Annotated in this window: 12 protein-coding genes; 9 read left to right on the forward strand and 3 right to left on the reverse strand. The window is 69.4% G+C overall.

The annotated features are described in order from the left end of the window. Nucleotides 1-630: 630 nt before the first annotated feature. The 5 genes from KY572_RS45070 (at nt 631) to KY572_RS45090 (ending at nt 2,692) form a co-directional block, all read left to right on the forward strand. Entirely contained in the window at nt 631-1,137 is a 507-nt protein-coding gene (locus KY572_RS45070; RefSeq protein ID WP_224249985.1) for a hypothetical protein, read from the forward strand. Between the two features lie 206 nt (nt 1,138-1,343). After that, entirely contained in the window at nt 1,344-1,526 is a 183-nt protein-coding gene (locus KY572_RS45075; RefSeq protein WP_224249986.1) for a DUF2381 family protein, read from the forward strand. Nucleotides 1,527-1,651: 125 nt separating this feature from the next. Next, nucleotides 1,652-2,002, forward strand: coding sequence for a hypothetical protein (locus KY572_RS45080; RefSeq protein ID WP_317987985.1), 351 nt, complete (start codon nt 1,652-1,654; stop codon nt 2,000-2,002). 126 nt (nt 2,003-2,128) lie between these two features. Next, nucleotides 2,129-2,413 carry a plasmid pRiA4b ORF-3 family protein gene (locus tag KY572_RS48305; protein ID WP_224250017.1) on the forward strand — a complete coding sequence of 95 codons (285 nt, stop codon included), beginning with the start codon at nt 2,129-2,131 and terminating at the stop codon, nt 2,411-2,413. Beyond that, nucleotides 2,414-2,692 (forward strand): VOC family protein, encoded by a 279-nt coding sequence (locus KY572_RS45090; RefSeq protein ID WP_224250018.1) that lies wholly within the window; start codon nt 2,414-2,416, stop codon nt 2,690-2,692. It begins immediately after the preceding gene. Here the strand turns inward: KY572_RS45090 and KY572_RS45100 are convergent. Then, nucleotides 2,658-5,546 carry a PAS domain S-box protein gene (locus KY572_RS45100; protein ID WP_263452521.1) on the reverse strand — a complete coding sequence of 963 codons (2,889 nt, stop codon included), beginning with the start codon at nt 5,544-5,546 and terminating at the stop codon, nt 2,658-2,660. The two genes, KY572_RS45090 and KY572_RS45100, sit on opposite strands and share 35 nt — an antisense overlap. 112 nt (nt 5,547-5,658) lie before the next feature. Between KY572_RS45100 and KY572_RS45105 the strand changes: the two genes are divergently transcribed. The 4 genes from KY572_RS45105 to KY572_RS45120 all read left to right on the forward strand — a co-directional run bounded on the left by KY572_RS45105 (nt 5,659) and on the right by KY572_RS45120 (nt 10,627). After that, on the forward strand, nt 5,659-6,465 hold the full coding sequence (locus KY572_RS45105; protein WP_224249988.1) for a lysophospholipid acyltransferase family protein: 807 nt from the start codon (nt 5,659-5,661) through the stop codon (nt 6,463-6,465). Further along, nucleotides 6,462-7,397 (forward strand): SDR family oxidoreductase, encoded by a 936-nt coding sequence (locus KY572_RS45110; protein WP_224249989.1) that lies wholly within the window; start codon nt 6,462-6,464, stop codon nt 7,395-7,397. The genes KY572_RS45105 and KY572_RS45110 overlap by 4 nt, the downstream gene beginning before the upstream one ends. 99 nt (nt 7,398-7,496) lie before the next feature. Continuing rightward, nucleotides 7,497-8,084, forward strand: coding sequence for an RBBP9/YdeN family alpha/beta hydrolase (locus KY572_RS45115; protein ID WP_224249990.1), 588 nt, complete (start codon nt 7,497-7,499; stop codon nt 8,082-8,084). A gap of 5 nt (nt 8,085-8,089) precedes the next feature. Then, the gene (locus KY572_RS45120; RefSeq protein ID WP_224249991.1) at nt 8,090-10,627 is read left to right on the forward strand and encodes a hypothetical protein; all 2,538 of its coding nucleotides are present in this window, start codon (nt 8,090-8,092) and stop codon (nt 10,625-10,627) included. A 7-nt stretch (nt 10,628-10,634) separates the two neighbouring features. Here KY572_RS45120 and KY572_RS45125 read toward each other — a convergent pair whose 3' ends face one another. Beyond that, nucleotides 10,635-11,435 carry a pseudouridine synthase gene (locus KY572_RS45125; RefSeq protein ID WP_224249992.1) on the reverse strand — a complete coding sequence of 267 codons (801 nt, stop codon included), beginning with the start codon at nt 11,433-11,435 and terminating at the stop codon, nt 10,635-10,637. A 73-nt stretch (nt 11,436-11,508) separates the two neighbouring features. Continuing rightward, on the reverse strand, nt 11,509-12,069 hold the full coding sequence (locus tag KY572_RS45130; RefSeq protein WP_224249993.1) for a GNAT family N-acetyltransferase: 561 nt from the start codon (nt 12,067-12,069) through the stop codon (nt 11,509-11,511). Nucleotides 12,070-12,143 lie beyond the last annotated feature (74 nt).

The following is a 12,143-nucleotide window of genomic DNA, read 5'->3' on the forward strand; positions in this document are numbered from 1 at the left end:
GGCCCAACCGGGATTAGCAGCCAGTCGGGCAGATCCCCTTCCTTGTCGACGACCCACAGTGCCGTGTTGAAGAAGGGACGTGGCGGCGCGCCGTGCGGAGCGCTGACGGTAGCGCCTTCCAGGGAAAACAGCACCAGTGCCAGGGCGTGGCGCGGCGCATCTCTCGGCGGGATGGGCTGGACTTTCTCGATGAGGACTTTTCGGCGCTCGTTCATGGACCTTCATCCCGGACCCCAGGACGGGAGGTCATACGCCACGCGCTGGAGTTGGCCTTCCGGTACCAGTTGGTGGGGCCCCTTGCGCCGTACAACCGCCGATAGAAAGGCTGGGGGCGCTGTTGCAGGGTGCGGCCCGGGGCACTGCTGGGCTGCAGGGGGTCTCGGGACGGGGCCCGTCAGACGTCTGGGCGTCGGGAAATGGCTTGAGGGGAACTCCACCGAGGCCTCGGGCCGCACATGGGTGGTCGGCTGGGACGGCACCATCTCGAGGCGCGAGCCAGCAACGGCTCGATGCCCCCCGTGGGTGCTGAGGGAGGTGGTCGACACGGCCCACGTGACCTCGCTTCGTCCTGAACCATGCAACCTGATGGAACACTCGCCTCGAACCCTCCCTTACAGGTAGGCTTAGAGCATGGAAAGTACCCGGAAACAAGCGAAGCTGAAGCGGCGGATGCACCGAAAGAAGAGGGCCGAGGACAAGCGCAAGGCTGGCGCCCTACCTGTCGTACTGCTCGAATCAGGCCAGGAGTCCTCACCGGTCGATGGCTCCAAGATGTCCGACGCCCTGGAGCAGGTGGCCAGACCCTTGCTGGAAAACATGCCGGACGAGCTGGGGCTCCACGGGACACGCACCGCCGTGCTGATGGCCGCTGCCAGCTGGAACGCCGCCGTCACCCATTCGCCCGAGGAAACGGAGCAGGCGCTTCAAGAACTGGCCCGCCTGTTCGCGAACGACTCGCCAACGCTTGAAAAGCTCACGCTACCTTTCCTCCGGCTGCTGGCGGAGCGCAAACGGCAGCTCTTTCCTCGCGATGACCGCCTCATCATGGAGGTGAACGTCGAGGACCGGGGCGACCACTTCTACCTCACCGCCTCGAGCATGCGACGGCCGCCTGGCTCCTCCCAGAGGAGCGGGTGAGGACGAGGCCGCCCCCAGCGCATGGCCCGCTCGGGCGCAAGTTGGTTCGCGGCCTCCAGAAGCAGCTGCAAGCGCGCGTGGTGGAGCAGCGCGCCTTCGCAGCCGCGAAGCAGTCGTCGCAGCAGCTCGCGGACTCCTTGGGCGGCGACGAGCGCCTACCCAACTGACAGGTCTCACTCACTCCATTCAGCGAGAAAGACTCCTGGATGATGCGCCAGGGAGATGCCGATGTGGAGATCGCTCCGGGAAAAACCGGCCGCATTGCCGTCGTCACGGACTATGGCTCGTTCGACGCGAGCACGGATGGGGGCAAGCTCGTCCTGGAGCTCTTTCGGGACGGAGGCCACCGACAAGTCTGCATCCAGTTAGTGCCCAGAGACCGCCGCTAGCCTGACGGTTGGGAGCCCTCCTCACCGTGCTGGGACTGAGCCTTGGCTGCGCCAGTTCCGACGTCTCCATCCGCCCGGACGGCGGCCCAGGCCCCCAGGACTGCCCCCAGAAGGCCTTGGAAGCCATGAGGATCCTCCGACTCCGTCCAGGAGACACCGCCAAGGCTGAGGTCGACGCCAACCAGCGCGCCGATGACTCCATCATGGTCAACGATGGGCCCGTCGAGAGCGTGTTGGCGAACGACCTCGGATACCTGCCTCCCACCACCCGCTTATACGGGCAGATCTGGACTGGGGGACCCAACGTGGTCATCCGCTACTACGAAGCCCGGCCGCCGGACGGAGACCCCATCCCCATCTGCGCTGTGGCTCGCCTCAGTGGTGGCGGGTTGCGGAAGCGGCCAAGGCCACGTCCCGGAAGCGCGGTGCTCGAGTTCTCCCGGGCGAGTGTTCACATCGTCGATGCCTTCCGCTGACCCGATCCCGCCAGGGGCAGGGGAGGCTTTGCTTCCGCCCAGTCGCCCCCTACCTGCCAGGAACCTCCTTCGTCAGCGAAGAAAAGGACGTCATCGAGGCCCTCGTCGAGGTGGCGCAAGAGGCACATTGGCGACGTCTCCACCGATGACACGGGCGAGCTGGGCCTGGAAGACGAGAGCAAGGTGCGGCTCAAGTCCCTCGTACATCCCGGTCAGTCATTCACCTATGAGTACGACTTCGGTGACGGCTGGCTGCACACGAGCCTGGTCGAGAAGGAGATGGAGCCCGACCCTCGCTTCTTCTACCCTCTCTGCATCGGCGGCGCACGGGCCTGTCCCCCTGAGGACTGCGGCGGCCCTCCAGGATTGGCGGCGTCTTCGACCCGGAAGGCTTCGATCTCAACCGCGTGAATCTGGAGTTCAGGTTCCCCCGCTGAGCTCTCAGGCCCAGGTCTCCTTCTCCAGAAGGTGGACCACGAGAGCCGCATCCACCTCGACATCGAGACCGACAACCTCGAGGCCGAGGTGAAGCGCCTCGAGGCGCTCGGCGCCCGCCGCATCGCCTTCGTCAAGGAGCGCTGGTGGGTCCTCGAAGCTCCCACCGGCCACCGCTTCTGCGTCGTCCAGCCCCAGCGCGGCTCCCTCGACGCGCGCGCTAATGCGTGGGACGGCTCGGCAACCACACGGTGAAGCGCGTCCCCTGCCCCTCCTCGGAGCGCACCTCGATGCGGCCTCCATGCGCCGCGACGATCTGATGCGAGATGAAGAGCCCCAGCCCCAGGCTCCCTCTCGCCCCAGCCCCCGCCTCCCGGCCCCGATGAAAGGGCTCGAACAGCCCGGGGAGCCGGTCGGCGGGGATGGGCGCTCCCTCGTTGTGCACCTCGAAGCACACCGAGCCCTCCTCCTCCCCCACCGTCACCCGCACCGGCGTGCCCGCCGGGCTGTGCTGCACCGCATTGCCCAGCAGGTTCGCCATCACCTGCGCCAGCCGGTCCGGATCCCCCTCCACCCGGCCCTCCCGCGCGCCTCGTAGCTCGAGGGCCCGCTCGGGGTATGCGGACTGGATCTCCTCCACCACCTGCCGGGCCAGCTCGCCCAGCTCCACCGGCCGCGGACTCAGCGGGATGCCCCCCACCCGGGCCTGCGTGAAGTCCAGCAGATCCCGGATCAGCCGGTGCGCCCGGTCCGCCGCCGAGTAGATGCGCGTGGCCGCCTTCGCCGTCCGCTCGTCCAGCTCCTCGCGCTTGATGAGCGTCGACGCCGACAAGGAGATGGCGTTCAGCGGGTTGCGCAGATCATGGCTGACGATGGCCACCACGTCCTCGCGCACCCGCACCGCGTCGCGCGCCTCCTGGTAGAGCCGCGCGTTGTCGATGGCCATCGCCGCCCGGTCCGCCAGCCCCTGCGCCACCACCTTCACGGACGGCCGGGCCATGCGCCCCGGCTCCGTCGAGGCCAGGTTGATCACCCCCAGCGTCCGGCCCCGGGCCTTCAGCGGCAGGATGAGCGCCGAGCGGGGAGCCAGCAGCTCCAGCACGGCCCGGTGCTCCGCGTTCCTCGCCGCGGCATCCAGCCACTCGGGGGTGATGTCCGCCGCGGTGGCCTGCCCCGTCTCGAACACCTTCGCCACGGGGCTCTCGGAGCCGAGCCGCGGCGGATACCCCATGGCCCGAAGCATGAACGCCCTGTGCTCCGGATTCCGGGCCAGCACCTCCAGCCGCTGGAGCTGCCCGTCCCCGCCCAGCAGGTCCACCATGCAGTAGTCCGCCAGGTGCGTCACCGCCAGCGAGGCGATGTTCTTCAGCGTCGTCTCCAGATCGAGCGACTGCGCGAGCACCGTGCCCACCTCCACCAGCAACGACTGCGCCCGCTCGGCCTCCTTGCGCTGGCTGATGTCCCGGACCATCCCCGTGAAGAGCCGGCCCCGCGCCAGCACCGTCTCACTGACGGCCAGCTCCATGGGGAAGATGCTCCCATCCTTGCGCTGGCCCCACACCTCGCGCCCCGTGCCGATGATTTTACGAACCCCGGTGCGCAGGTAGTTGTGGATGTACCGGTCGTGCTCGCTCCGGTAGGGCTCGGGCATCAACATGCTCACGTTGCGGCCCAGCAGCTCCTCCGGCGCGTAGCCGAAGAGGCGTGTCGTGGCCGCGTTGACGCCCTGCATCCGTCCGCCCTCGTCGATGGTGATGATGGCCTCCACCGCCGTATCCAGCACGGACCGCATCCGCTCGCTCGTCTCTCGCAGCGCCTCCTCCACCCTCTTGCGCTCGGTGATGTCCGTGGAGATGCCGCCCAGGGCCAGCCGTCCGCTCAGGCCGGGCATGGGGAACTTCACGGACAGGTAGGTGTGCGGCCCGTCCTCCTGGGGGATGCTCTCCTCGACCGTCACGGGCCGGCCCTCGGCCAGCACCTGGAGATCCACCTCCCGCAGGCGATGGGCCACCTCCGCGGGCCACAGCTCCAGACCGCTCTTCCCGAGCAGCTGCTCGCGCGGGCGCTGGTGCAGGGCCTCCATGTGGCGGTTGACGAGCAGGAAGTGGCCCTCCGCGTCCTTGACGTAGATGGCGGCCGGGGCGTGGTCCACGATGGCCTGCAGCCGCGCCTCGCTCTCGCGCAGCCGCTCCAGGAGCTGCGCCTGGACGATCAGCGAGGTGGCCCGCTGGCCCATGGTGCGCAGCAGCTGCTTGTCGTCGTCCGAGAAGTCGTACGCCGTGCGCGAGCCCATGTGGGCCACGCCGATCACCCGGCCCTCGTGGATGAGCGGCACCCCGTAGAGCGCGTGGATGCGCTGGCTGCGGATGAGCGGACTGCGCACCACCGGATCCACCTCCGCGTCTCGCAGGAGGAGCGGCGCCTGGCTGGCGGCCACCGTGCCCGAGAACCCCTCTCCCATCCGCACCGTGTAGGCCTCGAGATCCTCCTGCTCGAGGCCGATGGCGGCCCGAACGTGCAGCTCGTCCCGCTCGTCACGCAGGAGGATGGCCACCGAGTCCACCGCGGCGACCGTCTCCAGCAGCACGGTCATCAGCTGGGGCAGGAAGGTGTCCAGGTCCCCCGTCCCGAGCGCCGCGGAGGAGACCCGGTCCAGCGCCCTCAGGGTGCGCTCGCGGGCCTGGGCGAACCGGGCCGCCGAGGCGGCGATGACCTCGTCGATGGACTGGTCCATCAGCCGCACCTCCTGGACCGTGATGGCTCCGGCCACGTGCTGCTCCCACAGCCCGAGGATGGTGTCCCGCAGGAGGCTCAGCTCCTCGGCCGCCGTGCGCAGGTCATAGCCCTCGTCGAGCCGCTCCAGGGCATGCTTGTCCGTCAGCTCGCTCAGCTCTCGCTGACCGGCCGAGAGGCCGCCGCGGATGAGGTGGGCAATACGCGCGAGGATCCGGGGAACGTGGTCCCGCAGCACGGCTCCTTCCAGGCGCTCGGCCGCTGGGAAGCTCCGGACCCGGTGCTCCCACTCTCGCAGGATGGTGCGCAGGTGATCCTGGATGAAGTCACACAGACGGAGGCGCTCGTAACCCGTCTCGGTGCCTTGCTCGGCCATGAAGACAAGTTAGCCACCCTCCCGGCGAGGCTTCTGGTCTTCAATGAACGGCACCAGGGGCGAGCGTGCGGACAGGGGCCTCATCGCTGCCTGGGAGTGCTACGGTGGCCTCGTGGCGCACGACGAATCCATTGCGGAGCGGGTGAACCGGCTGGAGCTGCCGTTCAACGAGTTCGGTGTCGACCCGTATGGCATCTCCAAGAAGCACCTCGTCCTGGCGGGCTCCGCGCTCGCCTTCCTCTACCGGTACTACTTCCGGGTGAGGTGCTTCGGCATCGAGCATGTGCCGCCGCGCGGGCGGACCATGCTGGTGGGAAACCACTCGGGCGGCTACGCCGTCGACGGCGCCATGCTCATCACCTCCATGTTCCTGGAGATGAACCCACCCCGGCTGGCCCAGGGCATGGCCGAGAAGTTCATGAACCGCTTCCCCGTCGCCTCCCTCTGGACGAGCCGCACCGGCCAGTTCACCGGCCTGCCCGAGCACGCGCACCGGCTGCTGGAGGACGACCGGCTCCTCATGGTCTTCCCCGAGGGCGCGCGCGGCACCGCGAAGCTCTACCGCGAGCGCTACTCGCTGGTGGACTTCGGCACCGGCTTCATCCGCCTGGCCCTGCAGACGCGCACCCCCATCGTCCCCGTGGGCATCCTCGGAGGAGGCACCGCCGTGCCCACCGTGGCCAACCTCTACAAGCTGGGGCGGCTCGTCGGCGTTCCCTACATCCCCGTCACGCCCTACCTGCTGCCGCTGCCGCTGCCGGCTCCCGTGGAGCTGCACTACGGCGCGCCCATCACCTTCTCCGGCACGGGGGACGAGGATGACGACGTCATCGCCGGGTATGTGGAGCAGGTGAAGTCGCGCATCGCGGAGCTCATCGAGCAGGGGCGCGCGCAGCGGACCCGGAGGCTGGGAGCATGAGGGTCCTCATCCTGGGTATCGCCGGCGGCATCGCCCGCAAGCTGGCCACGCGGCTGCTCGACGCAGGGCACGAGGTGCTCGGCATCGACGTGCGCCCCTGGTCGGCCGCTCCCAAGGGAATCGAGTTCCACCGGGTGGACGTGCGCAAGCGGGCCGCGGAGGACGTCTTCCGCCGCCGCCGGCCCGAGGCCGTGGTGCACATGGCCACCGTCACCGCCCTCAGCGTGAGCGGCGGGGAACGCGGCCGCATCAACCTGGACGGCACCAAGGCTGTCTTCGATCACTGCCGCGACTACGGCGTGAAGCAGGCCCTCTTCATCGGGCGGCATACCTTCTATGGGGCGGCGCCGGACTCGCCGCTCTACCACTCCGAGGACGAGCCGCCGCGCGCGCTGGAGAAGGTGCCGGAGCTGGCGGACCTGGTCGCCGCCGATCTCTATGCGGCCACCGCGCTCTGGCGGATGCCGGAGCTGACCACCGCCGTGCTGCGCTTCGTCTATACGCTGGGAGCCCCCGGCACCGGGACGCTCGCCAGCTTCCTGCGGGGGCGGCGGGTGCCGATGGTGCTCGGGTATGACCCGCTGTTCCATGTGATGCAGGAGGAGGACGTCGTCACCGCCATCCAGCTCGCCCTGGAGAAGCGCATCCGCGGTATCTTCAACGTGGCCGGCCCGCCGCCCATGCCCTTCTCCGTCATCATCCGAGAGACGGGGCGCACGCCGGTGCCGCTCCCGACGCCACTGCTGGCGCGGCTGCTCGGGCGCTTCGGCTTCCCTCGCCTCTCCCAGGGCACGCTGTCCCACATCAAGTACCCCATCGTCGTGGACAACCGCCGCTTCCGCGAGGCCACCGGCTTCCAGTACGCCAACGATGAGGGCCGCATCCTCCGCATCTTCCGCGAGGCCTCGCCGCCGCCCGGCTCGCAGGGTTGAGGCAGCCCGGCGCCCGAGGAGGGAGGGCTGGTGGTCCAGTCTCCGGGCAAGGGATGCTATGTCCGGGCGTCCCCCTCGAGGCGCTTCTCGCGCGAACGCATGGAACACTCCCTCTACATCGTCCCGCGTTGGGCGGGCAGGCCTGATACCGACTTCTACTCGTGGCTCGAGGCGCGGCTCCTGGAGAGCCCACAAGGCTTCTCCTCGGTGCGCGCGCTGGACATGCCCAATCCTTCCCAGCCCACCATCGACGCGTGGGTGGGCACGCTCGCCGCCGCCGTGGGCCGCACCCCTTCGCCCTCCACGGTCCTCATGGGGCACAGCGTCGGGTGTCAGACCGTCATCCGCTACCTGGCGACCCTCCCGCCCGGGCAGGTGATCGACGGCGTGCTGCTCGTGGCCGCGTGGTGGGACGTGGACAAGCCGTGGGAGAGCCTCGTGCCGTGGGTGGAGACGCCCGTGGAGCTCGAGCGCGTGCGCGCCGCGGCCCGCAAGTTCGTCGTGCTGCTGTCCGACAATGATCCCTTCACCTCGGACTACGCGCGCAACCAGCGCCTGTGGGAGGAGCGGCTCGGCGCCACCGTCCTGCTCGCCCCGGGTGCCCGCCACTTCAACAACCCTCGGGAGCCCGCCGTGCTGGAAGCACTTCGCTCGCACTTCGGCTCCGACACGAACGCTCGGAAGTGAGGCCCATGGAACCCTCGACCCAGGCCCCTGCCCAGGAGTTCCTCCGGGACACTCCCTCCTTCCTCATGCTCGGAGCATGGGAGGTGGGAGGCACGAGGTTCGAGCTCGTCAGTCGCCGCCGACTGGACACCCGCCAGGTCATCCCCTACTTCGAGCATGGGGGCGAGCTGCACGTGGGGGTGCTCCAGCGCCGTCGCGCCTCCCGCGCCTTGCGCCGGGGTCCGCTGTTGGGCCTGGAGCCCGTGGGCATCGACTTCGCTGGCGTCGACGAGACGGGCGACATCCTCGAGTACGGCCGCTCCGTCTTCAATGCGCGCACCCACGTCTCCATGGACGACCAGCGCCTGAAGATCCCCCTGCCCAGCTACGCGCGCTCCATCGGCTACCTCACCGAGCTGGTCCTGCCCCTCTTCGTCGCCATCCACCCACCGCCTTCCTCGAAGATCGACGTGGAGTGGGACGGCGCGCGCCATCGCCTCCTCTTCCGTCCGGTGAAGACGCTGCTGCGCGAGCTGGAGACCGGCGTCCATCTCCACAGCGAGGAGCTCGCCCTGCTCCTGCGTGCCCTCGTGGGCCCCGAGGCCCCGTCGAGGCGCATGGCGACCGAGGACTCCCCCGGAGCGAGGGCCCTGCTCGAGCGGGAGCCCGCGCGGCTCTGGGATGCGCGGCGGCTGGCGGCCTTCGTCGAGCGCGCACCCGACGCGGAGACCGCCGCGCGGTTTCAGCGGAAGTCTCCGCCAGCGGGCGCGGACCTCTGCTTCCTCCGCACCTGCCGCGTCCATCTGGATGATCAGTGGTGGGAGGTCGTCACCCCCGCGATGAACCAGTCGCTCGTGGTCCTCCCCTTCGTGCGTCACGGCGCGGAGACCTACTTCCTCCTCTGGTCCGAGGTCCGCCCGGCCGTGCTGGAGCGCCGGGTGCTCCAGCCTCTCTATGATCTGCCCATCCATCCGCACTACGTGAACGCCACGGGCTTCTTCCTCACGGCGCGCGAGATTCGCACGCTGGAGGCGAACACCGGAGTGCCGGAGCTGGTCGCCAGCCGGCTGAGCGCGGCGCTCGGGCAGCCCGTGGGAGTGCGCTCGCTCCAGTGGCTGGGGCGCGGCGGGGAGCCGGCCCCGGCGGTGAGCAGCGAGGTGCGCCATCGCGTCGCCTGTGAGCTGGATGTCTCTCAGATCCAGGCGCTCCCGGAGGACGTGTTCCTCATCCGCGCCTCCGAGCTGTCCCGCGCCGTGGCCGAGGGTCGAGTGCGGGATCCCGTCATCGTCTCCGGGTTGCTCTCGCTGGGCGCCGAGCTGGGAGTGGATCCCTTCGGTGAGGCACGCACCGCTCCCGTGGCGTCTCGCGTCACGTTCCTCGACACGATGACGCATGGCTCGACGGTGCAGCGGCGGCTGCGGACGTACTCCTCCATCGAGCAGGAGCAGCTCCAGGCCCCCACCTACGCGCGGCTGATGACGCTGCTTCAGCACGAGTACGGCGTGCGCGTGGCCTATCCGCGGAACGAGGCGGACCGCTCCTTCTTCAAGGCCGCGTTCCGCGTCTTCATGGCCGCCGACCGAGGCGAGAACCGGGCGCTCCAGGGGCTCCACTGGTCCCATGACGCGTTCCACTTCGCGCTGGGCAACTACACCCTCCCAGCCCCCACGGACTTCGAGCGCTGGTACGTGAGCGGCGAGCCCATCCCGCCCGCGCCTCCCGCCGAGGGCCCGCTCTTCGAGCAGTACGCCCGGGCGCTGAAGTCCGCCGAGGACGAGGCCACCTTCTTCAGCTTCTGGACGCTGTACCACGAGGTGTTCTCGCTGAGCCGGCACGTGAGCCAGCTCACGTACTACGCGGCGCTGCGAGACATGGGCATCACCGATCGCCCGACGAGCCGCGCCATCTTCGACGCGGTGACCAGCCGGGCGGAGATCCCTCCCGAGGTGGAGCGCAACGAGACGTACCGGAACCGCAAGGACGTGAGGGACCTGTTCGAGTACATGCGCGGCTTCCGGGACTACCACCTGAACGACATCCGCGAGGCCTGGAAGTACGCCACGCGCGACGTGTACCGGGGCTTCTTCCTGCGCTTCGGCCTCTACTCGGGAGACACGGACAGCTACGTGCGTGGCGTGAAGGCCTTCCAGTCCCGGCTGGATGCGTATCCTCCCGGCCTCAACCCGCTGCTGGCGCAGTGCGCGGACGCACGGGTAGGGCTCGCGCTGCGCGTGTTCGATGGCACCAAGGCGCTGAGGCTCGTGCGAAAGGCCCTGGAGGGAGAGGGAGAACCCCTCCGTGAGCTGCGGCGGAACTTCCTGCACGGCGTGGCCGAGCCCTACTTCAATGCGCTGGAGGAGCAGCAGCGAGCCCTGGAGGGACTGCGCGCCCAGGTGACGAACGCGGAGATGGTGCCGCGCAACGAGCACCTCCATGGGGACATCCAGGCCCTGGCCTCGACGGTGGAAACACTGCGCGCACGGCTCTGGGACGAGGTGGAGAAGACCGGGTTGCTGACGCCCGAGGCGGTGGCCGCCGAACGCGTCCGCGAGCTGCCTCGATGACCTGGCCTCAGGCTCGCACGTCGTTGAACCCGAGCCCCACGGACACCTCCGAGGCACTCAGCCTGCGCCACGCGCCGACGGGAACATCCAGCACCAGGCTCCCGACCGCCACCCGGTGCAGAGCACGCACCGGGTGCCCTACGGCCGCGAGCATGCGCTTCACCTGATGGTGACGGCCCTCGGTGAGCACCAACTCCACCTGCTCCGGACCGAGCAGCCGCGCTCCCGCGGGGCGCGTGGGCCCGTCCTCCAGCACCAGCCCCTCCCGAAGCCTCGCGAGCGCCTCCTCCGAGGGCCTCCCCGCCACCTCCGCCACGTAGCGCTTGGGCAGGTGCGTCTCCGGTGAGGTGCCGTGCTGCACCACCCGCTCGTCATTGGTGAAGAGCAGCAGGCCGGTGGTGTCCCGGTCCAGCCTGCCGATGGCGTACCACTCGAAGCCCTGCAGCTCCGCGGGCAGCACCGCCCGCAGGCGCTCGAACACCGTCCCCACGCCCTCTGGATCCTTCCCCGCGACGATGACGCCGGCGGGCTTGTGGAACATCAGCACGAGCAGCGGGGCCTCCAGCTCGCACAGCCGCCCGTCCACACGCACCTCCACTCCTGGCTGGACCGGTGCGAAGGGCTCGCGCTCCACCTGGCCGCCCACCTCCACCCGCCCCTCGCGGATGGCCCGCTCCGCCTCCGTCCGAGGCATCACCCCCGCCCGCCCCAGCGCCCGCGCCAGCCAGTCCGCCCGGCCCCCAGGCGACACAGGGCCCTTGCGCAGCCGCGCCGCCTCCAGCCATCGCGGTGTCTTCTTCCGACCCAACGGTGTCCCTCGCCTCCTCCATTGATTCCCCCGTCGATCCTCCGTACAGCCCCCGCGCTTCATTCCTCCCTGTCTACCCTCCGAGATAGCGCTTCGGGCGAGCGGCCCACTCCCGGTCGAGGATGGCGTGGATGAGCGAGTCCACCCACTCGCCCTTGAGGAAGGAGTTCTCCCGGAAGTGTGCCTCCTGACGGAAGCCGAGCTTCCGCAGCACGCCCACGGAGCCATGGTTGCGCGGATCGCAGTCCGCCCACACGCGGTGCAGTCCAAGCGCTCCGAAGCCGAAGTCCAGGATCGCCTCGCAGGACTCGGTGATGTAGCCCCTGCCCCACTCGGAGCGATGGACGACGTACCAGAGCGCACCCTCGCGCAGCTCGGCATCCACCACCTTCAGTCCGCAGCGGCCGATGAGGCGCCCGTCCTCCCGAAGCACCACCGCCAGATCATGGATGCGCCGGGGCGTCTCCCGCGCCGTGGCCATCGAGTCCTGGATGTACTTCAGGCTCTCCTCTGGCGTCCGGACGCCGTGGGACTGGTAGCGGACCACCTCCGGATCCGACTCGTACGGCCAAGTGGCGCGCCAGTCCTCCTCCTCGAACTCGCGCAGTCGCAGACGGGGGGTGAGCAGTTCCATGGACGCGCAGCGGATGCCACCGGGGTCCAATCGTCAAGGCCCAAAGGGTCTGCCTGTCTCGAGCACCAAGGCGA

The organism is Hyalangium gracile (assembly GCF_020103725.1).
In the GTDB taxonomy this organism is placed as follows: Bacteria; Myxococcota; Myxococcia; order Myxococcales; family Myxococcaceae; genus Hyalangium; species Hyalangium gracile.